Genomic DNA, 24,654 nt, shown 5'->3' with positions numbered 1-24,654 from the left:
CCGGAACGCAGTCCTGACAAAGAATGCGAGGGTTTGTCTACACGCTGAGCCTTATATCTGATGCAGATATAAGGCTTTTTCTATTTAATGACCTACTTGAATATTGATAAGATGCTTACGACCAATAAGCAAGATGATCATGCCTAACAGAACGACAGCCGCCCCAACATAGTAAGGGGTGCTTGCTGTATAAGATTCAGCAAGTACGCCGGCAATCCAAGGAGCAATCGCGCCCCCAATAAACCGTACAGCACTGTAAGAGGATGAAGCAATGGAACGCTCAACCGGTGCTGATCCCATCACAGCGGTCGTGAGCACAGTATTGATCATGCCAAGAATACCCCCAGCAATGACAATTCCGCAGATGACAACTACTACATGTGAAGTCCAGATCCCAATACCGAATAAAATCACAGCAAACGAAGCAAACAGAACCACAAGAGAAGTCAATGTCCCAAGCTTTCGATGAATGACCGGCGCTGAAAAGACGGATGTCACGGCCAAAAATAGCCCCCATCCAAAGAAGACATAACCAAGACCATGCTCATCCAGATGAAGCACAAATGGCGAATACGCTAAAAGCACAAAGAAACCAAAATTGTATAAGAAAGCGGCAGATGCCATCGTTAAAAGTCCTTTATATTTTAATGCCCCGACAGCCTCGAATAATTTCACCTTTTTCTGAGGCTTCTGCATCGGTGGAAGCATAAACGTAATAGCTAAAAGAGCAACAAGCATTAACACTGCAACGCCAAAGAATGGTCCACGCCAAGAGATCGTCCCAAGCTCTCCGCCAAGCAGCGGCCCAACCGAAATCCCAAGACCTAGTGCAGCCTCGTATAAAATAATGGCCTTCGCACTTCCTCCAACAGACACGCCAACAATGACAGAGAGAGCCGTTGAAATGAATAAGGCATTCCCAATGCCCCATCCGCCTCTAAAGCCGATTAATTCGTTAATCGTTGAAGAGGTACCGCCTAAAGCAGAAAAGACAATAATAAAAATAAGTCCGATTAATAACGTCCATTTCGCACCAATCCGACTAGAGATATAGCCGGTAAAAAACATCACAAAGCCGGTTACAAGTAAGTAGCTCGTAAATAAAAGTGAGACCTGACTTGGAGATGCATCTAATTGTGATGCAATGGCCGGCAAAATCGGGTCCACAAGTCCTATCCCCATAAATGAAATCACACATGCAAAGGCAACAGCCCAGACGGCCTTCGGCTGCCTAAGCAGACTTGTACGCTGTTTTAACACTTCTTCTTCCTTCATTCCATCAGAACCTTTCCTTCAAATGTTGACAAAGTGCTAAAATGATGTTTATTTTAGCACTTTGTCTTCTTTTCAGCGTGATAGAAAACCTTTGCAGCCCTAGGAAGGGCAGCTACTTTTGCGGAGCGAATTGAACATTCGTGAGCACCAGCGCGCAGACCTGCGGGCGAATGCGAGGGTTTGGCTACACGCTGAAATAAACACACTGAGGTGTTTATTTTTGTAATTGCTCAATCGCATGAGCCGCTCTTTCTTTCATCGTTTCAAGATCCTTTTTAAAGGATTGAATCGTTTCAAGCTTTTTTGTAATCAATTGATGCTGCACAGTCAGCTGCGCCTCAATATCTAACAGCTTCTCTAATCTTTCCTTCGGATCAAGCGACAGCAAGTAGCCTTCTTTATTCAGCTCTAATTGCTTTCCTATTTCCATAAACGATTGAAGCTCTTGTAAAGAAAAGCCGAGTACCTCTTTTGCCTGCATTACTTTTTCTAGTTCTTCCATGTCGTCCTCTGAGTACAGCCTGACACCGCCCTCTGTCCGCTTTGGTGCTGATAATAAACCAATCTCTTCATAGAAACGAATCGTCCGTTTCGTCAGTCCGCTTCTTTTCGCCACTTGATCAATTTTCATCCATTCCATTGCCAGTGCCTCCTGCTCATCAATTCATGATTTATTATACACCTTTATAACCTTAACGTAAACGTAAATGTTTGAGTTCTTGATTTTCTCGTGTTTTGATGTAAAGTAAAAAAACCTGTAGAAAAGGAACTGACCCCATAAGATGAGACAAATAAAAAACACCTTCAAGTTTGAAAATGGATCGTTGTGATCCGAAATAAAACATGGAGGTGTTTTTTCTATGGGGACAAGAGTGAGTTATCCGGTTGAAGTCAAACAGAAGGCTGTAGAAATGAGATTGGCAGGCGTACCTATGAAAGAGATCATGCAGAAATTGAATATCAAGAATAAGACGCAGGTTCAGACATGGGTGAGGTGGCATAAGGCTGGGGATACACACCGGTTCGAACAGCCTGTTGGAAAACAATATACCTATGGAAAGGGTCCCGAGTACTCTTCCGAATTAGAGAGACTGCAGGCAGAAAATCGCTATTTGAGTCAACAGAATGAAGTTTTAAAAAAGTACAACGAATTGGAAAGGAAGTTGATAAGGAAACGTCAATCAAACTGGTAGAAGAATTGTGCAAAACGATGACGGTACAGGACATCTGTGTCCATTTAGGCATCTTACGTACTTCGTATTATAGATGGAAAAAGGATCTGACTCAGAATCATTCTAAAAGACAACTAGAGAAACAGGTCGGCACGTTGTGCCGAAAGCACAAATATCGATATGGTTATCGAAAAATCACAGCTATACTAAAAAGGAGAATGCGTATTAACCATAAAACTGTTCAACGTATCATGCAGAAAAACCAGTGGCAATGCCGGGTTAAAATGAAAAAGCGTAAGAAGAATGGGCAGCCCTATGCCGTGGCCGGTAATATACTGGATCGGAACTTTCAGTCTGATCGCCCTCTTGAAAAACTAGTAACGGACATCACGTATTTGCCTTATGGACAGAAACAATTGTACCTTTCCAGTATATTGGATTTATATAATGGAGAAGTGATTGCTTTTACGATTGGTGATAAGCAGGACACAGACTTTATCTTAAACACACTTAATCAGCTCCCAGCACTGCCTGAGAATTGCGTGTTACATAGCGATCAAGGTTCTGTGTATACATCTTACGAGTATCAGAAAGCTGTTCATATAAAAGGCATTACCATGAGCATGTCCCGTAAAGGGACGCCCGCTGATAATGCCTCCATCGAATCGTTTCATTCCTCACTAAAGTCTGAAACGTTCTATCTTAACAGGATTGACCGCACTACGACCAGCATCGTAGAACGCACTGTCAAAGAATACATTTATTATTATAACAACATTCGTATTCAAACGAAACTAAACAACCAATCACCGATAAACTATCGGCAATTGGCTGTATAAAGGTGTTTTGATCCCTGTCTCAAAAACGGGGGTCAGTCCCAAAATTCTACAGGTTTTTTTCAATCATCTTATTAGGATTAACCCTCTAATTCCTCAATCATCAGTGACAGTTCTGTCCAGCGGTCCATTGCTTGTTCTAGTTCTTCAGCAACGGCTTTTTGTTCATCCATCAGTTCTTGAATTTTCCCAAAATCACTGCCTGCTTCTGCAATGCTTGCTTCAAGCTGCTGATGTTTTTCCTCTAATGCCTGAATCCGGTCTTCAATTCCGTCCCATTCAAGCTGGTCTTTGTAAGAAAGTTTTTTTCTCTTTTTAGGCGCCGCTTCTACTTGTTTCTCAGCAGGCTTTGTCTCTGTCCGCTTCGCCTCTTTTTCTTGCTCCATGTAATCGCTGTAAGCACCTTGGTAGTGCGAAATGCGGCCATTTCCTTCAAAGACAAGCAGACGATGAACCACTCGGTCTAAGAAATAACGATCATGCGATACGGTCATGACAACGCCAGGAAACTGTTCTAAATAATCCTCTAAAATGCTGAGGGTCTCCGTATCAAGATCGTTCGTCGGCTCATCTAAAAAGAGAACATTTGGTTCTTCCATTAAGACTTTCAATAAATACAATCTGCGGCGTTCTCCTCCTGACAGCTTGCGAATAAACGTCCGCTGCATGGATCTTGGAAATAGGAACCGTTCCAGCATTTGCTCTGCTGTCACTATGGCGCCATCAGATGTCTTAACGATTTCAGCTGTTTCCTTGATGTACTCAATGATCGTCAGCTCTTCATCCATTTCTTTGTGATCCTGCGTGTAATAGCCAATACGAACGGTTTGTCCAATCGTCAATTGTCCTGAAGTCGGTTCTATTTTCCCCGCTAGACAGTTGAGTAGCGTCGTTTTTCCGACTCCATTCGGTCCGATAAATCCAATCCGGTCGCCCGGCACGACTAAGTCTGTAAACCGCTCCACAAGGGTCTGGCCAGCAAATGAAATCGACAAGTCTTCTGCCTCTATGACTTGTTTTCCTAGGCGATGGGAACCGATGGCGAAATCCAGCTCTCCCTTTGCATCAGGCCCTTTTTGATCCATCAGCTCTTCGGCTCTGCCGATGCGTGCTTTCTGCTTCGTCGTTCTTGCTTTTGCCCCTCTTCTCAGCCATGCAAGCTCTCGTCTGAGTAAGTTTTGACGCTTCGTTTCTTTCACCTGAGCTTCTGCTTCTCGTTCCGCTCTTTTTTCTAAAAAGACTTCATAATTTCCTTTATACGTATAGAGCTGTCCTTGATTCAATTCATAAATCCGATTGGCCACACGGTTGAGGAAATAACGATCATGCGTCACCAGAATGACAGCACCGCTGTATTGACTCAAATATCCTTCGAGCCATTCAATCGTTGCATTATCGAGATGGTTGGTTGGCTCATCTAAAATCAGCAATCCCGCAGGCTGAATTAAATTTTTAGCAATCGCGACACGCTTTTTCTGTCCGCCTGATAAGGCATGAACAGAACGGCTCACATCTTTGACGCCAAGCTTTGTCAAAATCGTTTTGGCTGACAGGTTCGCATCCCATGCGTCTTCCTGATCCATTCGATTTTGCATGCGCATGAGCGCCTCTTGTTTTGCTTCATTTTGCGGATCATGCTCTAAATCGGCGAGCGCCTGTTCATATGCCTTCATCGTTTGAATCATGGGTGCCGTTCCAGAAAAAATGTAATCAAGAATCGTTTCATCCCCGATCATTTCAGGGTCTTGCTCAAGAAATTCGATATCAAGTGTCCCTGCCTTCGTAATATCACCCTCTTCAAACGATTCAAGTCCTGCAATGACCTTTAGGAGCGTTGACTTTCCTGTTCCGTTTGGTCCAATCAATCCGATGCGTTCCTTTGGTTCTATATGAAAAGAAATATGATCAAACAGCGTTTTCTCGCCATAGGTTTTATATAATCCTTCAACATTCAATAAACTCATTTTTATCAGCCCTTACATAGATTCTTCCTTTATTTTAAATCAGCCAGTAGCAGAAAACTAGTTTTAAAAAACCTGCTGCTGAAAAGAATGTTTCCTTTTGCTGCTCGATACACTATGAAGAGGTGATCTAAAGATGGTAACCATTAGCTTATGTATGATCGTGAAAAATGAAGAGGAGGTGTTAGCGGACTGCCTTTCCTCTGTCCAAGACATTGCAGATGAGATAATCATCGTTGATACAGGATCAACAGATCGTACGAAGGAGATTGCTCACTCCTTTTCAGCCAAGGTACTTGATTTCGAATGGGTTCAGCATTTTGCCAAAGCCCGTAATTTCGCTTTCTCACGTGCAACGAAAGAGTATATTTTATGGCTTGATGCAGACGATGTTCTGCTAGAAGAAGACCGTCAAAAATTTCTTCAGCTCAAAGAGACGCTTGATCCTTCAGTAGATGCCGTCTCAATGTTTTATCATGTGGGATTTGATCAAGACGGTCGGGTGAACTTTAAATATAGAAGAAATCGCCTTGTGAAGCGTGCCTTGAACTTTCAGTGGTACGGGGCCGTTCATGAGTTTCTTCAGGTGTATGGAAATATCTTACCAGCCGATATAGCTGTCACACATCAAAAGAGCAAGAAAACGACCGCTGGTGAGCCCGGGCGCAACCTGCGCATCTATGAAGACATGCTGGCAAAAGGCGAAGAAATGACGCCCCGCGATCTCTTTTACTTTGCCAATGAATTAAGAGATAACAGGCAGCATGTCAGAGCGATTCGCTTTTATCATGAATTTTTAGCGACAAAACAATGCTGGATTGAGGATGAAATTCGCACATGCCAAAATTTAGCTGACTGCTATTATGCAGTCGGTTTCGAGGAAGCGGCTTTATCCTCATTATTACGTTCTTTCTTATATGATCAGCCTCGTCCAGAATTTTGCTGCCGAATCGGGGATCATCTAAAAATTCAAAATAAACATCAAGCAGCGATCTTTTGGTATGAGCAGGCGCTGAAGGCTCCTGAAATCGAAACAGCCTTCACACTCACACAGTATAAAACGTGGTATCCTCACCTTCAGCTTTGCTATTGTTATTATCAGCTCGGCGATCTGGAGAAAGCCAAAACCCATCACCATGCATCCGCCGCCCATTCCCCCACTCATCCAAGTGTACTGTATAATGAAAAAATATTTACTAAACAGACGTAGACTATATGTCACCACATCCGCCTTCCATCTCTTGGCGGATGTCTCTTTTTGTGCACAAATTCGATTGTGTCGTTTAACACTTTAGTGATTTAAAGCGTTCTCCAACCAATTGACTAAATTGTCATTTAAGCATATACTAACACTCGTCTTACGAAAAGATTTATCCATTAGGAGGTCAACATGAGTTCTTTATTTCGAAAAAAGTCTCTCGACCAGCTCATGCTTGAAAGTCAGACGAAGCGGCTCAGCCGATCGTTAAATACGTTTGATTTAATCTTGCTTGGCATTGGCTGCGTGGTCGGGACTGGTATCTTTGTGATTACGGGGGTTGCTGCGGCAAAAGATGCGGGACCTGCGATTATTATATCTTTTATTTTAGCTGCGATCGCATGCGCCCTTGCTGCTTTTTGCTACGCTGAATTCTCCTCGTCCATTCCTGTGTCAGGCAGCGTCTATACGTATTCCTACGCCACACTTGGGGAATTTCTCGCCTTCTTAATGGGCTGGGATCTCATGCTTGAATATGTCATTGCGCTCTCTGCTGTAGCAAGCGGATGGTCGTCCTATTTTCAATCACTGCTCAGTGGATTCGGTCTGCACATACCGAAGGCATTATCAGCTGCACCTGGAGCCGCTGATGGGGCCGTCTTTAACCTTCCAGGCGCACTCATTATTTTGCTTATCACCTTTATCGTCTCAAGAGGCGTCAAAGAAAGCACGAAACTGAATAACATCATTGTGCTGATTAAAATTGCCATTGTCCTTCTCTTTATCATCTCAGGTTTTGCGTACGTCAAACCTGAAAACTGGACACCTTTTATGCCGATGGGCTTTGAAGGCGTGATCGCAGGCGCGGCAACAGTCTTTTTTGCTTATCTCGGATTTGATGCGATCGCCAATGCATCTGAAGAGGTCAAAAATCCGCAAAAGGCGATGCCGATTGGTATTATTGGAGCGCTCGGTGTTTGTACCGTTTTATACATCGGTGTGTCCTTTGTCTTAACCGGCATGGTTCACTATACGAAACTGAATGTCAGTGACCCTGTCGCATTTGCTCTTCAAGTCGTGGGCCTTCATAGTGTGGCAGGTATCATATCAGCCGGTGCCATTATTGGGATCACAACGGTTTTAATTGCCTTGGTCTATGCGCAGGTACGCCTAACCTTTGCGATGAGCCGCGATGGACTCATGCCAAAGATTTTCTCAAAGGTTCATCCAAAAACGCAAACACCCGTTGCCAACACATGGCTGACAGGTGCTGTCGCAGCATGTATCGTAGGTTTTGTGAACTTATCGACGCTCGCGAATTTAGTCAGCATCGGTACACTTGCAGCCTTTACAGTGATTTCAATTGCCGTCATCGTTTTACGGAAAAAACACCCGAATGTCAAAGCAGCGTTTAAAGTGCCTTTCGTGCCTGTTCTTCCGATTATCAGTGCGGTCATTTGTATCACACTCGCAACGACCCTTTCATGGGTGACATGGAGAGCCTTCCTGATCTGGGTGGCCATTGGTGTCGTTGTTTATTTCACCTATGCAAGACGAAAAAGTCATCTGAATGCAACACATTAGAAAAGAGACACGGGGTTTCCCGGTCTCTTTTTTTTTGCTTAAATCACGCTGTTTTTGGCTGAATTTGAGTCCACCATATCTGGATCTAACACGCTTGAAATCGGAATGACAAGCGGTGAACAATCTCCATTGTCCTCTCCAAATCCTTGGTTCAATTTCATTGAGAGAAAATAATCGATCTGCTGATAAGGACCTAGCGTCAGTGATGCACCCCGATCCATTGCATTGATTTTAAAAGCACCGACATTGACAACTGAGGGTGAGAATAACATCACACGTCACTTCCTTTGAATGGGTTTAGCTGCTGGTGAAAAAGAGGCAGGTGAGTCCACTTGATCTCGATCATCTACATGGCTTTTTGTCCCGACAAAACCGCTGGCATCTCCAAAATTTTGTCCGTACCCCTGATTTTTTTTATCTGAGTTTTGCCACTCTGCTAACAAATTTTGTCCGACATTCACCGCCGATGCATTTTCCAGTCTATCCCCCTCTGTCACCGAGCTGGAAAAAAGACTCATCGCTCTCGAGCAAAAAATGTCCGCACCAGCTTCTCCTGTCTCAGAGGATACACACATTCATATTGAATCCCTGCATGTGGACAAAATTGATTACCATTTAGAGTTTGGGGAGCTTTCCATTGACCAGCTTCAAGGCAGGCTCAATATTGGGGCAACCTATTACACGCCAAAGGACACTCACATCAAAAAATCAACACCACCACCGAAGCCAAAAGAAACAAAAACACCGACAGTCTCGATTCGATCAAAGCCTTCCTCCTCTTAATGCGCTCAGCTTTTAAGCACAATCGGGAGCCAGAAATACACCGCAAGGACAATCACCACAATACTCATGATATTTAACCAAAAGCCTGCCCTGACCATATCAGATATTTTCAGCACGTCCGCACTAAAAACAGCGGCATTTGGCGGCGTGGAAATCGGCAGCATAAACGCACATGAGGAAGCCAAAGCAGCCGCAGCCATTAACCCATAGGGCTCGATGCCAATCGCAAGCCCAAGCCCTACCGTAATCGGAATAATCATATTGGCAACAGCTGTATTTGACATAATTTCAGTCATAAACAAAATCGCTCCCGTTAAAATGATCAATAGCATGATATACGAAAGCCCATTTAAATGCTGTAGATTTTCCCCGATCCATCCTGTTAGATTGGTTTCTGCAAAGCCCGTAGCGAGCGACAGCCCACCTCCAAACAAAAGCAACAGCCCCCACGGTAGCTGTTTCATATCCTGCCATTCTAATATTCTCTCTCCATTTGTTGCTGGAATGAGAAATAACAGCATGGCACCGAAAATGGCGATAGATGTATCAGATACGGTGATCCCTCCAAACAAAAAGAGCTTAAAAATCCACAAAAACGCCGTCATAAGAAAAACAACAAACACCCATTTTTCCTCTTGTTTCATTTTCCCTAAATCCTCTAAACCTTTTCGAATAAACGCTACACTCATGTCCCCTGTATGCTCTACTTTGAACTGTATCTTTGTTAAATACAGAAATAAGAGAATGAGCAGAACGATCGCAACGGGAAACCCAAACAAAAACCATTCGAAAAACATAATCTCCCGATCTAGCAGTTTTTTTGACATGGCAGCAAACACCGCATTTGGCACAGAGCCGACAAGTGTTGCTAGACCACCAATTGATGCTGAATACGCAACCGACAATAAAATGCTTTTACTGAATCGCTCAAGAGATGGACCAGCTAAGATGTCATTAGCCTTGACCTCTTTAATGACTGCAAGTGCCACTGGCAGCATCATCAGTGCTGTCGCTGCATTTGAAATCCACATAGATAAAAAAGCAGTCGCAATCATGACACCTAAGACAATGCGGTCACTTCGTGTGCCAATCACCCTTAAAATGTGTAAGGCCATTCTTCTATGCAGATTCCATTTTTCAATGGCAATTGCGATCATAAATCCTCCCATGTACATAAAAACGATCGGATCTCCATAAGCCCTTGATGTCTGTTCCATAGAAAGTCCGCCAAGTGTCGGCAGTAGGATGATCGGCAATAAAGATGTTGCAGGGATGGGCAGTGCTTCTGTCACCCACCATGTAGCCGTCCAAGCGGTAATGCCCAAGACTACCCTCGCAGCATAGGTCAATTCATTTTCAGGTATGAGAAAAAGAACGAGCAAGAAGAGTGCCGGTCCAAGAACAAGTCCAATCACATTCACCTTTTTATAAACGATAACAATTCCCCCCTATTGAAAGCGCTTGTATATTTTTCTTTTTTTCCACATTCGATGATCTCTTAAGAAATCCTTTAAATCATAAGAAAAAATGAAGATATCTTTCATAGAAACCATCTATCATTTTCGTCCCATTCCCAAAACCATGACATGATACATTGGTCTATTTTCATAGGAGAAACTATACAAATCATGTGCAATCACTGTAAAATATAGAAGATCTAATCAAAAATTGAGGTGTTTTCATTGTATACAGATCAACGAAAATCATTTTGGAAACAGAAAAAAGTCATGATCCCCATTCTTAGTATCATCGTAGTTGCTGCTGCTTTCTTTTTCTTAAAAGATTCTCTTTTGTCAAAAGAAAAAGAAGCTTTAAAAGCGGCTCAATCCTTTACAAAACAAATGGAGAAGAAAGACTTTACAAAGCTGGCTGATGAGGTAACAAGTGCGTCTTTGAAAGCCAATGACTTCTCAAAAAAACAACTAGCCGAAAAATATGACAATATCTTCAACGGAATTGGTGCTTATGATCTGAACATATCAAAGCTCAACGTCGAAAAACAGGACAAAGGAAATGGGTATCAATTTTCCTATGATGTAACAATGAAAACGTCATTTGGCAAGCTGCACAAGCTTTCTTACAAGGGCGTTCTCTCAGAAGAAGATGACAAATGGAAAGTCGACTGGAAGCCAAATCTCATCTTCCCGCAAATGGAGAAGGGAGATACCATCAAAGTCAAATCAGACCCTGCTGTCCGCGGAAACATCGTCGACCGAAAAGGACGTACCCTAGCAGAAACAACTGGTGGAAGCGCACTTGGCATCATCCCAGGAAAGCTTGGCACAGGGGAAGAAAAAGAACGCAATATCAAAAAAATCAGCAAGGCATTTGATATAGATGAAGAACTAATCGACAATCAGCTGAAACAAGCATGGGTCACAGACGACACGTTTGTCCCGCTCAAATCGATGTTAGAGCAAAAGCCGATTCCAAAGGATGTAAAAGGCGTCACCTATCAATCGAAGGAAATGCGCTACTATCCTTATAACGAAGCCGCCGCCCATCTCACCGGCTATGTCGGAAAAGCAAATGCAGATGATATCAAAAGAAATCCGGCATTAAAGGCAGATCAAATCATTGGCAAAACCGGACTTGAATTCACATTTGACCAAAACTTGCGCGGACAAGATGGCGGAAGCATTTTGATCGTCCATGATGAAACAGGCATTGAAGAAACATTGCAAAAATCAGATCGACAAGATGGAAAAACAGTGAAGCTGACCATTGATGCCTCTTTACAGAAAAAAGCCTATGAACAGCTGAAAGGTGAAAAAGGGGCTGTCACCATCATAAATCCATCATCGGGGGATCTATTAGCGCTTGTCAGCGCCCCTTCCTATGATGTCAATCTTATGACAAACGGGATCACACCTAAGCAATATCAGGCATACAGTGAAAACCCAGATCTCCCATTCCAAGCCCGGTATGCGAGCCGGTATGCACCAGGGTCTACATTCAAAACCATTACAGCAGCCATCGGGCTGGAAACAGGTGTCACAAAGCCTAATAAAGTACGCACCATCCATGGACTAAAATGGCAAAAAGATCAATCTTGGGGTAATTATCGAATTACACGGGTTCACGATAAAGAAAACGTAAATATGGTTGATGCCCTCGTGTACTCAGATAATATTTACTTTGGACAGGAAGCTCTGGAAATTGGCAAAGACACCTATGAGAAAAAAGTAAAAGCATTTGGATTTGGCGAAGATTTGCACATGCCATTTACAATGAAACCAGCGCAAGTATCGAACGACGGCATTCAATCGGACATCTTACTTGCTGACTCGGCATATGGCCAAGGCGAATTACTCATGTCACCGATTGAACAAGTACATGCCTATTCTCCATTTGCAACAGGAGGCAAGCTTGTCTATCCTCGAGTCGTTCAAGACGAGAAAACAGCATCACCAAAACAAATCATCAAAGAAGACTCGGCAAATACAGTGAAAGACGCGCTCACTCAGGTCGTGACGAGTCCAAACGGTACAGCTCACTCCTTACAAATGGAAGGAGCTGATATTGCCGCTAAAACAGGAACGGCAGAGCTAAAGAGCAAACAAGGGGCAACAGACGGTTCTGAAAATGGATTTTTACTTGCATTTAATCCTAAAAAAGAAGATTACGTCCTCGTCGGCATGATTGAAGATGTAAAAAACCGCGGCGGTAGTGGACTCGTCATTCAAAAAATGAAGCCTGTCATCGCAACTTTTTATAAGTAACCATTTAGAGACACAAACGCTTGTGTCTCTTTTTTCTAAATCATGACAATTTGCTATTGTTTTATAGTTCACCTTATGAATAAAATGAGAAGAATGCAAAATTGAAAACAGTTGAATGAAAGGAGGAAGTCTCATTGGCTATTGCTGCTCGTACAAAGGATAAACCTCAAAATTCTGTCACTGGATCAACGATTTATCCCATTTTATTGATTATTGGCATTTGTCATATGCTCAATGACACTTTGCAAGCCGTTATTCCTGCGATGTTCCCTATTTTAGAACGCTCAATGGGGCTGACCTTTACACAATTAGGGCTAATTGCCTTTACATTAAATATGGTCTCCTCCGTGATGCAACCCGCTATTGGGTGGTACACAGATAAACGACCGATGCCTTATGCACTCCCAATTGCTTTATTTTCTAGTGCTGTCGGTATATTCGGGCTTGCGTTTGCGCCTTCCTTTGCCACCATTTTGCTTTGCGTTGTCTTTATCGGACTCGGCTCTGCCATTTTTCATCCAGAGGGCTCCCGCGTTGCCAACATGGCAGCTGGTCCAAGACGAGGACTTGCACAGTCCATCTATCAAGTAGGCGGAAATACAGGTCAAGCCTTTGCTCCGCTGATCGCTGCATTCATGCTCGTCCCTCTCGGTCAGCCAGGCGTGGCTTGGTTTACGATTGTTGGAATGATTGCTGTCGGTTTCCTTCTTTATATTTCAAGATGGTACGCAGGAAGACTTCAAACCATTCGAGCTCAAGCGAAAAAAGCTCCCGCAAAAGCTGCAAGATCTGAACTTCACCGTAAGTCAGCACTCACAGCACTTGGCATTATCGTCTTTCTCATCTTTGCCCGCTCTTGGTATGGAAATGCGATATCAAATTTCTATGCGTTTTATGCGATTGAACAATATGGATTGACGATTAAAGAATCACAGACTTATATTTTCTTATTTCTCATTCTAGGTGCAATTGGGACATTTTTAGGCGGGCCGCTTGCAGACCGCTTTGGCAAGAAAACCGTGATTTTAATTTCCTTATTGGCATCCTTTCCACTTGCCTTGCTGCTGCCATTTGCCGGACCTGTTTTTGCCTATGTTTTACTTGGACTGATTGGGGTCATTCTGACGTCAAGCTTCTCTGTCACAGTCGTTTATGCTCAAGAACTATTTCCCGGGAAAATTGGCACAATGTCTGGTTTAACGGTTGGGCTTGCGTTTGGTATGGGTGCCATCGGATCGGTCGCTCTAGGCTCATTCATTGATGCCTTCGGTTTAACGCCTACTATGATCGGAGTCGCCTTTTTACCGATATTAGGTATCCTGGCCTTCTTACTACCTAGCGATCAAACCATCTCCAAATGGAATGAATCATAAAAAGGAGAAAACCGCTCAGTGATTGAGCGGTTTTTTTCATATCTCATAAAAATGCGTATCAGGTACATGCTTCTTTGCAATAAACCCTTGCTGGAATTCTGGAAAGACCTTTTGCACCTGTTTAATTTTTTGATGAACCAAATCGGCATATGGAATATATAAATGATTCACAAGCCTTTGTTCTGTCATATAGTAATACCAATTCAGATTAAACGTATTCTCATCAATGATCGTAAAGGCAGAAAAATGATAGAACAAGAGTGGACATTCGTCGAGATACATTTCCCCTTTCACAACTGAAAGCTTGTAGTTTTCAATATTCCAAATCGCGGCATTGGCTCCTTTAGATGTCACCACATGAACCCCTTCAAAATCATCGACCCATCTTTCAACATACCGCTGATCTCCATACGTCTTATTTTTTGTATCCATTTCGACTGTACAGTGTGCAAGACAGTTTTCCTTCCATTGTGTGACCGCCCGTTTGGCAACGTCTGTGTTGCGGCAGCCGACAAATCCAGTATTAAAGCGGCCAGACAACTCATAAAAGTGATAGAACCGCTCGGAATTCATATGATCCGTCAAAAATAAATGAGCGAGTGGATTCTCTGCAAATATCGCCTCTGGATCATGATAAAAATACAAATCCGTATCCAAATGGGCGAGATAATCCGCTTTTGAAGACTCAAGGATTTTGAGCAAAAAAACGGGCTTTAACGTCCAGCAATACTCATGGAACGTCCGATCATCCTTTGCCTTTCGCAGCGTCTCATCTTCAATATTTTCAAGCTGTTCATATTGAACATGCGGATGAGGAAATTCACTTAACACCTTGTAAGCCAAAGGGTCTGCACATAGAACAGACAGCTTGAATGAATGAGCGGTTTGTTCAAGCGAATGAATCAGCGCCAAAAGCTTAAAAACATGGGTATTCGACACAATGGTTGTAAAATGATAAGACGCCATCTACAACACATCCACTTGGAACAAATCAACGCGTAATAGCTCTTTCGTCAGCCCTTGAATGGCTTCTACAACCACTGTGCAGCCATATTCCTGCCGTGCAAGCTGCGCTGCCTCTGCCAGCTTTTTCAAAGGGACATGTCTAGCTGTTAGCTGATCTTTATTATCGCGTTTGACGCCCACATTCCGCTCTGTGATCAAATGAAGCAGCTCTAAAAAATAAGAGAGCAGACCATCGAATACCGGATTATCACGCAGCTGCCGGACTTCTTTTACAATGTCATTTGTGACGGTGTGAGAAAATGGACCAGAGAAAGCCAAATGGACATCAATGGCATCAATATTGTTGTACTTCTCGCACATATACAAAATGTTATATTTGATGTCATCAAATGACGTTAAATTACTTGGATGCTCCTGATGCACGCTCATGATATCCTCTCGCAATTCAAAGGAGAGACCCAGCTGATGCAGACGAATTCCTAAATCATAATCCTCAAACCCGTACCGAACGATATGTTCATCAAACATCCCGAGCGTGATGACATGCTTGCGTTTGACAGAGGAGTTATTCGTAATAAAAAATCGCCACGGCAGCTCATAAGAGCCTAAATCATAGTTGTACGTGCGCAAAATGTCTTTGAGGATAGCAATAAACTCAGACTGCAAATCGAAGCTTTTCTCTAGAAATGCACCATTTTCAACTTCCTTCATTGATAAAAGAGGCGTTTTATCTTTCATTTTCCGCTTATACAAGCCTTGCTTTTTCAACCGCTTGATATGCTCCTGCTCAAATGCTTCGTAAAAATAACGATAAATCCGCTTCCAGCATACACCGCAAATGACAAGGTCCTCATGATCAGCATGTGCCTCCGCATGCTTTTGAATAAATTGCGGCTCTGCCAGCATATCGCTGTCATGGAATATCAACAGGTCCCCCTCCGCCTCGCGAATGGCATGATTGCGACCCTTGGCAATCCCTTGATTGACAGGAATACGTACCTTTTTAAACGGAAAATTCACCTCAATGTTCTCAAGCATTTCCATCGTGCCGTCCGTTGACCCATTATCGGCGACAATGACCTCAAACGGAATATTCGTATCCTGAAGCGTTAAGGAAAAAAGACTCCCTTCTAAACGCTCTTTGGCATTATAGCTCGGAATAATGACGCTTACCTTTGGTTTCTCATTCATGCGTCATCCTCCTCCAATTTGGCATAGCCGTTAAACAGCGGATCGACCTGCTCAACAGATTCAATCACATGGCGCAGCACGTTTCGATAGGCTTCTTGAAAAAACGGCAGATCATCTCTCCCCTTTTCATGAATTTGCTGCATCTCATCCTTGCTCACGATGCGAAAGCCGCTGAAATGATAGCAAATGAGCGGATGCCCATCCTCCAGCAAAATCCGTCCATTTTCTTCCCGATAGGAATGCTGCCCATAGTTCCAATGACCAATATTCACGCCTTTTGTTTGAATATCCTCCACTTTTTCAAACAGCTTCGGCATATGATCGAGATATCCTTGATCGCCAAACTTGCCTTCGCCCGGTGCATTTTTGCATTCCTTTAAGCATTCTTCTTTCCACCAGCTGAGGCATTTTCGTCCGGCTTTATCTCCTTTAAAATGCAGGAAGCCAGAGTTATAGCGACCTAAAAGCTTCTGAAGCATCTTCACTTCCTCAGGATCAAAGCTCGGAATCACAATATCCCCTCTCGAAAGTAAAACAGAGGCATCCGGCTGATGTTGAAAAATCACTTGCGGGCTCTCATAAAAAAATAAATCCGCATCAAGATAGGTTACTCCTTCTGCCTGCTCCTGTTCAAATAACCACTCAATCCACATCGGTTTTAATGTCCAGCAATATTCCGAGGCATCCCGTTCCTCTTTTTTCTCCAGCAGCTCTGGCGTTTCGAGCACCCGTACATGAACAAGATCAACATGAGGAAAATTCATTTGATGAAGCAGGTCAAATGCAGCATCATCCATACATAACGTCTTGATGACAGCATCATCTTCTACTTGCTTCAATGACAAGAAAAACGCAATGGCTTGATAAAGTCTTCCACTTGATAGAACCGTACAATATATGCTGTTCATCTACTTACACCTCTATTTTTGAAAGAATTCGCGGTACCATTCAATCGTCTTCTCTAAACCTTCATCAATCGAGTAGTCTGGCTTCCAATCAAGCAGCTTTCTCGCCTTTTCTGCCGACAAATATTGATGCTTTATCTCATGCGTTCCTTGGTTTAAAATACGAGGCTTCAGTTCACTGCCCATCGCCTTTAAAATCTTATCCACGAGCTCAAGAACCGTCAGCTGAATTTCATTACTAAAGTTAAATGCTTCTCCGGCGAGCCCTTTTTCCTCCATTTTCTCAGCTAGCAGCAAATAAGCCTTAACCGCATCTTCAATGTAGAAATAATCACGAATAAAAGTACCATCACTTCTAATTTCAGGCGCTTCTCCTTCTAGCACAAGCTGGATGGTTTGCGGAATGATTCTGTTAAAGTTTAAATCCCCACCCCCGTATAAATTGCCGCAGCGCGTAATACAAACTGGAAGACCATATGTGTTGTAATACGTGTGAGAAATTAAATCTGCACAGCTCTTTGATACATCATACGGATGTTTCCCATTTAGCGGCATGTCTTCATCGTATGGGAGCTGCTCCTGATCGCCGTATGCTTTGTCACTTGATGCCACGATGACTCGTTTGATTAGAGGCTGTCTTCTGCAAGCCTCGAGTACATTCCATGTCCCTAAAATATTGGCTTCAAATGTAGAAACAGGGTGTCTATTTGCAACCCCAACAATGGCCTGCGCCGCCAAATGGAAGACAGTATCAATTTCGTATTCTCCTAACGCACGTTCAATCGTTTGCATATCCTCCAATGCACCTTGTACCACATTCATCTTTTCAAATTGACTGCCTTGATATAAATTCGACCTTGGCACCTGATCACGCACAAGTCCAGTTACGTTTGCACCTTGATCAATCAATTCCTTGACGAGATAGCTTCCCAATAGTCCTGTACATCCAGTCACAAACACGTTTTTCCCATTCCAAAATCCGCTCATGCCGTCACCAAACCTTCCATGGTTGTTTTCCATTTATCCACATGCCATTGATTTCCTTCAGGTTCTTATACGTATCGATCGCTGTCCAAAATCCGTGGTGCTCATAAACCGCAAGCTCTCCATCATTCGCCAAATTTTGAAGAGGCTCCGCTTCAAATACGCATTGGTCATCGTCTGTCAAATAGTCAAATACCTTTGGAGACAACACAAAAAATCCTCCATTGATCATCCCGATACTGTCTGTCTTCTCAGAGAAGGATTGTGCCATCCCGTTATATACCTTCAACGTCCCGTACTGTGACTTCTTTTCAATTCCTGTGACAGTCGCAGCTGCCCCAAGCTCCTGATGACGCTTCAGCAGATGAAACATATTGACATTGGCAAGTCCATCACCATACGTCATCATGAATGTCTCATCCCCAATGTAGTCCTGTGCCTGCTTTAACCGTCCGCCTGTCATCGTATTCTCGCCCGTATCTAAAAAGGTGATTTTCCAGTTCTCTGACTTTCCTAAAAGCTTTATTTCCCCTGTTGCCATATCCAGCTTCATGCTGTGATGCCGCCAGTCGTAGTTCAGGAAATACTCTTTGATCTTCTCTCCTTTATATCCAAGCAATAAGATAAACTCATCTACTCCGTAATACTGATAGATTTTCATAATATGCCATAGAATAGGCCGATCTCCGATCATAGCAAGTGGTTTAGGAAGCGCTTGTGTGACCTCACTCATTCTCGTTCCCTTTCCTCCGCAGAGAATGACTGCTTTCATCTTCTCCCCTCATCTCTCTATGAAAAATTTTTGATTGAAAACCTTATCTTTATGCGGAAAATCAGTACATGTACCCTCATACTTTGTCCGACATCAGGTTTTGAATCTACTCTATTCATATGTCGAAATGAGAGAGGGTGCCACCTAGCATTTAACTATTTTTACAAATAAAAAAAGAGCGAGATTTGTATTCTCGCTCTTTCAAAGTTTAAATTGTATATTATCAGGGTAGATGGTATGATAAACATGTGCATCAACAGCACAAACAGCCTCTTTTTATCAAGAGACTACTAGATGGAATGAATTCAAGTGGCAGCTTGCTTCATTCTCAATATGAATCACGGAGGTGAATTCCCATGGCACAAAACGTACTTTGTGAAGTGAACTCTTGCCGTTTTTGGGCTGATAACAGCTGTACGGCTTCTACCATTAAAATTGGTAAAAACACAATGGCTGATGTGACTCGCAATGCTGAAACTGATTGCGAAACATTTGAAACAAAATAAGTGATTTTTCTGAGGTGAAGGAACTGGCAGGTTCCTTCTTTTCTTTTATCATTCTATCAAGAATGATAATTATTATCAAGTGTTTTTCCATAAACATTTCTCGGGAAATAATGACACGATATTTCTCCATTCGTTGACGATTTTCACTCCTTTTTCTATACTCAACATATCCGAAGAAGAAAAAGTGGTGACCAATCAATGGATTTTACGATACGTTTTCTATCATTCTTTGTCGTGGAAATCGAAGGCAAAGATGAACAAGCAAATAAACGGTTCAAGCATTATCAAACATTAGATCAAGAGGAATTTGAACAAAGTGAGCTGAAGGACTTTTTAGATGGTGAACTAAAAAAAATCGTCAAACGAAAAGTGGACAGACACCCTAAATCTGAACAAGTACCGACCAAAATTGGCCGATTCATTGTCGAACCCGGTCATGAACTCGATTCAAATCCAAACTACAATTTATTTCATCAGACGAGATTTGCCGATACAAAAGAAGTATTTAATGAATGCAGTGAACAGTTTGTGCGCACGTATTTAGATACAAGTGCTGTCAGAGGCGGCGTTTTTTTAGTTGCGTCTGCCGTTCCTAAAAAGTACTTCGATGACTCCTTTGTCTTTATTATGAAATGCGATTTTGAACAGAAAGTCGCTTCTATCGCTGATACATCTACCTTGATCAAAAAAGTAGAAATGGCGATTACAACTAAAAACATGAAATCAATTCAATACCCTTTTATGCCAGAAGAGGGCATGACAGAGGAAGCTGAAGTGAAAATTCACCAATCCTCACATGCTCGTTATTTTGAGGACTTTCTGAAATTCGTCGAATACGGAGAATCAATGCCTGAAATCATGAAATCACAGGTCATGAACATGGTGCAGGAACAAGTATTTGAAACATTACAGGATGAAAGTGAAGAATTAAAGCAATTTGAAGAGGACCTTGAAATATGGGAAGCGAGTGAAAAACGAGAAATTAGAGAAACACTCGATACAGAACAGGTCACACTAGCAGCTTCTCACATTGTGGAACAAACCCCTGACATCACAATGAAAATGCGTCTAGGTGAAACAGAAATCAAAGGGCTTCTAGCGGACTTTGGCCACTCGATCCATATTGCGAAGGTCAACAATCGATATGTCGTGCTCGTTGAAGCAGACCAAATCGTCTTCGAAAAAGGAAGCACACCTGTAGAATTCCATAAACCAAATGGGTTAAAAGAGGTTGTCAGCCAGCTGACGCAAAAAGCCTACGATTCAGACTTAGAATAAGAGAATATGACTGCCTCCTGCGCTCAGCTGCATGAGGCAGTTTTTTTATATAGCGCTTTATTTTTTACACTGCACTAGAAGAAACATGCTGCCCGCCTCTTACCCACATGCTGACAAGCATTAAGCTTATGATGAGCATCAGCCAAAAGACGCTGTTTGTTCCGAAAAACTGAATCAATGTATACCCGCACAAAGGTCCTAAAGCAGCCCCCATATCTTGAACAAAAGAATAGCTGGCGAGAAAGCGGTTCTTATCTGTTTGAGCAGAGGCTTTTTGAAAGGCAAGTGTATCGGTGAACGTTGTTACAATCGTTGCCAGCAGCTGAATCAAAAGCAGCATCACAAGGAACCAGCCGCTTACCTTCAGCATGACCCCAAGAAAACTGAGCCCTCCAAATGAAAGAAACATCCAGCATAGCATTCGTTCCTTCATCACAAGCCGATCAAACCATTTGCCTGTTCTCGGTGCGAGAAATGGTTCCCATCCCCACCTGAGTGCTTGAATAACACCGCTTAAAGCCGAAGCTCCGATGACAAAGCCAAACAGAGTCAATTCATCCTGATCGATTTTTGCTTCAATGACATGACTCAGCGTGGATGCGAATAAACCTTGAATGATCAGTGCGATCAGCATGCCTGTTATCAGTACTTTTACCACATCTCGTGTAAACCACTTTTGTTTGATGCCATGATACACCTCGCTGCCTTCTCTCTTTTCAATTTCATCCAACGATACATAAAAAATGCCCCCCATCAATGTGAGTAAACCAAAGACAAGCGTCATGGACTGGAAGCCGATCAAGCTAGCAAAGATTCCTCCAAATAACATGCCAAATAAACTCCCAAGCCGGTAAAGTCCATTATAAAGACCCGTCAAATGTCCTTGTGAGCCTTCGCCCATTTCAGCCAAAACCCTCATCCCGCTCATACGGAGTAACGTCCAAGCGAGGCCCCATGCGCAGCGGCAGATCAATAGCAGCCAAAAACCGCTCATCCCATATAATATCGTGGTCACTGACGCGATCAAAATCGCCATCAATACACCTGTCTTCATTGGGATATATCGATAGAGCCACCATACGACAGGTGCTAGCGGGATACGTATGAATCGGTTGATAGACAGCAGTAACCCGACCTCCCAAATGGATGATAAACCAATCTCTTTCCAATAGATCGGGAGAACAATATAGAGCATTGAATCCCCAATAAGTGCAAATGCTGTGATAAGCGATATTGACACAACTTGCTTTTGACGACGATCCATTTTTCTTCCCCCTTCGCTACCTTTACGATAAGGGATGCCTTATAATAAATCTAATGAATGTTTTTGATTAATTTATCAAAATAATTGATAGGTGGTGCAAAGTTGAATTTACATGCCCTTCGAATTTTTGCAAAGGTCGCAGAGACAAAAAGCGTCACACAAACTGCAGATGCACTATCTTTAACACAGCCAGCTGTGACGGCCCAGCTTAGAAGCATTGAACGAGAGATCGGGATTCGCCTTTTTAAACGAAACGGTCGAGGCATTGCGCTCACAGAAATGGGAAAGATGCTGTATCCTTATGCCCGGCAAGTGTTTGAGGCTGAAAAGGAAGTAGAATATCAGATCACGCTATTACAAAACGGGAAGAAGGGGCGCCTCCGCATCGCTTCTACCTACGTACCACTCAACTTTTTACTGCCAGATTGGCTGGCTGCTTTTAAAACGTCATCACCACAGACAGAAATCGAATTAAAAAGCGGAAACTCCGCTCAAGTGATAGAGAGCCTGCTGCAATATGAATCAGATGTCGCCATCGCTGTGATTGAAGATTTGCATCATGAGGAGATCGTTACCTCTCATTTGACGAATTTAAGCTATGATTTTATTGTGCCAGCAGACCATCCGTTGAACGGAAAAACCGTCCCGCTAGAGCGCCTGAGTCTGGAGCCTTTTTTGATGCGTGAAGAAGGCAGCTCCACAAGAGATAAGCTCTTTTCCCTTTTCACCTCGAAAGGAATTAAAAAACCGACTGTTGATTTACAATTCAGCGGTGTTCATGAAGCGATTCAAATGATCAAAGCTGGCTATGGGATCACGCTTGTTCCCCGTGATGCGGTTCAAGGTAGTTTCCAGCGGAAAGAGATTGGTCGTATATATATCGAAGGCATAGAAATCGTCAGACCTGTTGTGATCTGCAAACGGGCGAATGATCTTGAAGAAAATAGAACCGTGGATGCCTTCCTGCAAATGAAAGGGATCGGTCCATTTAAGGAGCCTGCTGCAAATTAAAAAAGTGCCTGCATGAGAAACAGGCACTTTTTCTATTCTGCTGGTTGAACGATGTCATACGGTACAGCCTTTGAGGCTTTCACTAATTGTTCTGGTGTGATAAGGATTTCATTTCCCCATTCACCTGCGCCAACGCCTAATATTTCTTCCTCTAATAGTGAAGCTTCGATAATGGTGCGGAAGCCTTCTGGCTGCCAGCAAAACGGCGGTATTGAGCCAATTCGGTAGCCTGTCACTTCTAGAACCTTCTCTGGTGATGCCATTTTAATATTACGAGAGTCAGCCGCTTTCTTTAGTTTTCCTGACTTAATATGCTGGTCAGCGCCAACCATCACAAGCAACTGCTCCCCTTCCCCTGTTTCAAAAATCAATGTCTTAATCATTTGTCTCTCACGAAAACCAAGGGCTGCTGCTACATTTGCGGCTCCCTTCTCTGTTTCGGAAGAGAATGTTTTGATCTCATATGGGATGCTGTGCTGATTCAAGAATTCATGTGCTGGCAGTACTTTCATTGATTTGAACCCCTTTCCTTACGATGTCTTTCATTTAGCTTATCACAATCCTCTCATCCTTAAGATGTATTTTTCACTGAAAAGCCTCTGGGTCCTTCTTCACCATGCTATACTGAACTTGTTTTTGAAAAGGAGCCGGTTGGATATGGGAAATAAGTTTTGGTTTTATACAGGCAGTAAAAGCCTTCTCATGCTAAGTGATATTCTATTTGTGATGACGATCACATTTGTGATCTATCAAGATACACAATCTGTTGCGTATGCGGCTTTATTTCCGCTAATAAGAACACTATGCCAGCTATTAGCCGGGCTCATCTCTCCTGTTTTGGCAGATTACTTTCAAGCGGACCGGCTGTTGAAATGGGCCCCGCTTTTACGTCTCGGGTTGCTCATCGTGTTTACAGCCCAATTTCATTTCTTTCAGCAGCATATAGTTTGGCTGTTTGGTGCGCTTATTCTCATTTCCATCACAGGCGGGTTCATTAGTCCTTTATTGCAGGCCATCATGCCGATGCTTGTGCCAGAGAATCAGCTTGTGAAAGCGAACAGTACAGCCTCCATTTTTCAACAAACGGTTCAAATTGCCGGCTATTCGTTTACTGGAATGCTCGTCCTGTTCATTGGCCCCTTTTATTTAATGTGGATCACTTGTTTGATGATTGTGTTGTCTTATTTGTTTTTCATCCCTGTATTTCCTCTTCTTAAGCAAGGAGACACCGTTCGAAAAGCAAATAAGATGAACAGTTTCAAGGATGGCTGGACGATCATTTGGACAAACAAAACAATTCGCACTCTGACCTTTATGGATGTGTGTGAAAATATAGCAGGCGCTGTGTGGATCGGGGCGATTACGCTTGCCTTTGTCACACAAGATTTAAACGAAAGTGAGGATTGGTGGGGGTTTATCAATGCCGCTTATTATACCGGCGCCATTCTAGGCGGGCTCTTGGCTGCGTGGATAAGCCGGTTCATTCAAAAGCAGCTTCTTCTCTTTATGGCAGCTGGTTCATTCATTTATGCAGTGCTGACCATTGTCTACTCACTGAACAGCCTGCCGTGGCTTGCTTTGCTGCTTTGTATTTTGATGGGGCCTGCTTATCAAATTCGTGATGTTTCACAGCAAACCATTCTTCAAACGGAAACGCCAGTCCGAGATTTATCAAAGGTGTACTCGGCTCATTACGTTCTTTCCTCTGTATCTGTCGGTTTATCTATTTTCTTTGTTGGATTGATTGCAGATGCATTCGGAGCGAGGACTGTGTATATGCTGGGCGGTTTGTTTGTGCTCATCTGTTCCGGGATTGCCATCCTCTCATTTATGAGGCAGGAAAAAAAGAGCGGCTGATTCATGCAGCGGCTCT

Annotated in this window: 23 protein-coding genes; 10 read left to right on the top strand and 13 right to left on the bottom strand. The window is 43.0% G+C overall.

The features are described 5' to 3' along the window. Positions 1 to 84 precede the first annotated feature (84 nt). Both MKY18_RS03645 and MKY18_RS03640 read right to left on the bottom strand, forming a co-directional pair. Positions 85 to 1,275 (bottom strand): MFS transporter, encoded by a 1,191-nt coding sequence (locus tag MKY18_RS03645; protein ID WP_044141249.1) that lies wholly within the window; start codon positions 1,273 to 1,275, stop codon positions 85 to 87. Positions 1,276 to 1,489: 214 nt separating this feature from the next. Beyond that, entirely contained in the window at positions 1,490 to 1,915 is a 426-nt protein-coding gene (locus tag MKY18_RS03640) for a MerR family transcriptional regulator (protein WP_044141247.1), read from the bottom strand. Between the two features lie 220 nt (positions 1,916 to 2,135). Between MKY18_RS03640 and MKY18_RS03635 the strand changes: the two genes are divergently transcribed. Then, positions 2,136 to 3,286, top strand: a protein-coding gene (locus tag MKY18_RS03635) for an IS3 family transposase (protein ID WP_106030396.1) whose coding sequence is annotated in 2 segments (ribosomal slippage) — positions 2,136 to 2,409 and positions 2,409 to 3,286 — 1,152 coding nt in all. Because the reading frame shifts where the segments join, the coding sequence is not laid out codon by codon here. 77 nt (positions 3,287 to 3,363) lie between these two features. Here the strand turns inward: MKY18_RS03635 and MKY18_RS03630 are convergent. Beyond that, positions 3,364 to 5,247 (bottom strand): ABC-F family ATP-binding cassette domain-containing protein, encoded by a 1,884-nt coding sequence (locus MKY18_RS03630; protein ID WP_044141594.1) that lies wholly within the window; start codon positions 5,245 to 5,247, stop codon positions 3,364 to 3,366. A gap of 133 nt (positions 5,248 to 5,380) precedes the next feature. On the opposite strand from MKY18_RS03630, the gene MKY18_RS03625 reads away from it, so the two are divergent. After that, positions 5,381 to 6,454, top strand: a complete 1,074-nt coding sequence (locus tag MKY18_RS03625) for a glycosyltransferase family 2 protein (RefSeq protein ID WP_044141592.1) — start codon at positions 5,381 to 5,383, stop codon at positions 6,452 to 6,454. 180 nt (positions 6,455 to 6,634) lie between these two features. Continuing rightward, positions 6,635 to 8,026: an amino acid permease gene (locus MKY18_RS03620; protein ID WP_044141591.1), complete on the top strand. Its 1,392-nt coding sequence runs from the start codon at positions 6,635 to 6,637 to the stop codon at positions 8,024 to 8,026. A 38-nt stretch (positions 8,027 to 8,064) separates the two neighbouring features. On the opposite strand, the gene MKY18_RS03615 is transcribed toward MKY18_RS03620, so the two are convergent. Continuing rightward, positions 8,065 to 8,298 carry a hypothetical protein gene (locus tag MKY18_RS03615; RefSeq protein ID WP_003214167.1) on the bottom strand — a complete coding sequence of 78 codons (234 nt, stop codon included), beginning with the start codon at positions 8,296 to 8,298 and terminating at the stop codon, positions 8,065 to 8,067. 6 nt (positions 8,299 to 8,304) lie between these two features. Further along, positions 8,305 to 8,544: a hypothetical protein gene (locus MKY18_RS03610; protein WP_044141590.1), complete on the bottom strand. Its 240-nt coding sequence runs from the start codon at positions 8,542 to 8,544 to the stop codon at positions 8,305 to 8,307. Positions 8,545 to 8,560: 16 nt separating this feature from the next. Here MKY18_RS03610 and MKY18_RS03605 point away from each other — a divergent pair, with 16 nt between their 5' ends. Then, entirely contained in the window at positions 8,561 to 8,809 is a 249-nt protein-coding gene (locus tag MKY18_RS03605; RefSeq protein WP_223252861.1) for a hypothetical protein, read from the top strand. A 5-nt stretch (positions 8,810 to 8,814) separates the two neighbouring features. Here the strand turns inward: MKY18_RS03605 and MKY18_RS03600 are convergent, their stop codons facing one another. Next, positions 8,815 to 10,230 (bottom strand): DASS family sodium-coupled anion symporter, encoded by a 1,416-nt coding sequence (locus MKY18_RS03600; RefSeq protein ID WP_044141586.1) that lies wholly within the window; start codon positions 10,228 to 10,230, stop codon positions 8,815 to 8,817. A 261-nt stretch (positions 10,231 to 10,491) separates the two neighbouring features. Between MKY18_RS03600 and MKY18_RS03595 the strand changes: the two genes are divergently transcribed. After that, positions 10,492 to 12,531 carry a penicillin-binding transpeptidase domain-containing protein gene (locus tag MKY18_RS03595; RefSeq protein ID WP_044141585.1) on the top strand — a complete coding sequence of 680 codons (2,040 nt, stop codon included), beginning with the start codon at positions 10,492 to 10,494 and terminating at the stop codon, positions 12,529 to 12,531. A 134-nt stretch (positions 12,532 to 12,665) separates the two neighbouring features. After that, entirely contained in the window at positions 12,666 to 13,904 is a 1,239-nt protein-coding gene (locus MKY18_RS03590) for an MFS transporter (RefSeq protein ID WP_106066702.1), read from the top strand. A gap of 36 nt (positions 13,905 to 13,940) precedes the next feature. Here MKY18_RS03590 and MKY18_RS03585 read toward each other — a convergent pair whose 3' ends face one another. Genes MKY18_RS03585 through rfbF form a run of 5 tightly spaced genes read right to left on the bottom strand, consistent with a single transcriptional unit; the run spans position 13,941 to position 18,722 of the window. Further along, complete coding sequence (locus tag MKY18_RS03585; protein WP_044141583.1) at positions 13,941 to 14,870, bottom strand: putative nucleotide-diphospho-sugar transferase; 930 nt, start codon at positions 14,868 to 14,870, stop codon at positions 13,941 to 13,943. Then, positions 14,871 to 16,061, bottom strand: coding sequence for a glycosyltransferase family 2 protein (locus MKY18_RS03580; RefSeq protein ID WP_044141582.1), 1,191 nt, complete (start codon positions 16,059 to 16,061; stop codon positions 14,871 to 14,873). Continuing rightward, positions 16,058 to 16,969: a putative nucleotide-diphospho-sugar transferase gene (locus tag MKY18_RS03575; protein WP_185107522.1), complete on the bottom strand. Its 912-nt coding sequence runs from the start codon at positions 16,967 to 16,969 to the stop codon at positions 16,058 to 16,060. Before MKY18_RS03575 ends, MKY18_RS03580 begins: the two co-directional genes overlap by 4 nt. A 12-nt stretch (positions 16,970 to 16,981) precedes the next feature. Beyond that, positions 16,982 to 17,953, bottom strand: coding sequence for a GDP-mannose 4,6-dehydratase (locus MKY18_RS03570; protein ID WP_041816148.1), 972 nt, complete (start codon positions 17,951 to 17,953; stop codon positions 16,982 to 16,984). A 4-nt stretch (positions 17,954 to 17,957) separates the two neighbouring features. Next, positions 17,958 to 18,722: a glucose-1-phosphate cytidylyltransferase gene (rfbF, locus tag MKY18_RS03565; RefSeq protein WP_185107520.1), complete on the bottom strand. Its 765-nt coding sequence runs from the start codon at positions 18,720 to 18,722 to the stop codon at positions 17,958 to 17,960. 356 nt (positions 18,723 to 19,078) lie between these two features. Between rfbF and MKY18_RS03560 the strand changes: the two genes are divergently transcribed. Then, positions 19,079 to 19,228 carry a DUF1540 domain-containing protein gene (locus MKY18_RS03560; RefSeq protein ID WP_080773021.1) on the top strand — a complete coding sequence of 50 codons (150 nt, stop codon included), beginning with the start codon at positions 19,079 to 19,081 and terminating at the stop codon, positions 19,226 to 19,228. A gap of 198 nt (positions 19,229 to 19,426) precedes the next feature. Continuing rightward, complete coding sequence (locus MKY18_RS03555; RefSeq protein ID WP_012009211.1) at positions 19,427 to 20,506, top strand: DUF3900 domain-containing protein; 1,080 nt, start codon at positions 19,427 to 19,429, stop codon at positions 20,504 to 20,506. A 64-nt stretch (positions 20,507 to 20,570) separates the two neighbouring features. Here the strand turns inward: MKY18_RS03555 and MKY18_RS03550 are convergent, their stop codons facing one another. After that, positions 20,571 to 21,770, bottom strand: a complete 1,200-nt coding sequence (locus MKY18_RS03550; protein WP_044141578.1) for an MFS transporter — start codon at positions 21,768 to 21,770, stop codon at positions 20,571 to 20,573. A 102-nt stretch (positions 21,771 to 21,872) separates the two neighbouring features. Between MKY18_RS03550 and MKY18_RS03545 the strand changes: the two genes are divergently transcribed. Beyond that, positions 21,873 to 22,781 carry a LysR family transcriptional regulator gene (locus MKY18_RS03545; RefSeq protein WP_044141577.1) on the top strand — a complete coding sequence of 303 codons (909 nt, stop codon included), beginning with the start codon at positions 21,873 to 21,875 and terminating at the stop codon, positions 22,779 to 22,781. Positions 22,782 to 22,813: 32 nt separating this feature from the next. On the opposite strand, the gene MKY18_RS03540 is transcribed toward MKY18_RS03545, so the two are convergent. Continuing rightward, positions 22,814 to 23,293: a YbaK/EbsC family protein gene (locus MKY18_RS03540; protein ID WP_044141576.1), complete on the bottom strand. Its 480-nt coding sequence runs from the start codon at positions 23,291 to 23,293 to the stop codon at positions 22,814 to 22,816. A gap of 145 nt (positions 23,294 to 23,438) precedes the next feature. Between MKY18_RS03540 and MKY18_RS03535 the strand changes: the two genes are divergently transcribed. Beyond that, the gene (locus MKY18_RS03535; RefSeq protein WP_044141575.1) at positions 23,439 to 24,638 is read left to right on the top strand and encodes an MFS transporter; all 1,200 of its coding nucleotides are present in this window, start codon (positions 23,439 to 23,441) and stop codon (positions 24,636 to 24,638) included. The last annotated feature ends 16 nt before the right edge of the window (positions 24,639 to 24,654 follow it).

It is taken from the genome of Bacillus sp. FSL R7-0672 (assembly GCF_038601465.1).
Taxonomy (GTDB): Bacteria; Bacillota; Bacilli; order Bacillales; family Bacillaceae; genus Bacillus; species Bacillus pumilus.
This window is presented reverse-complemented; position numbering and strand designations above follow the sequence as displayed.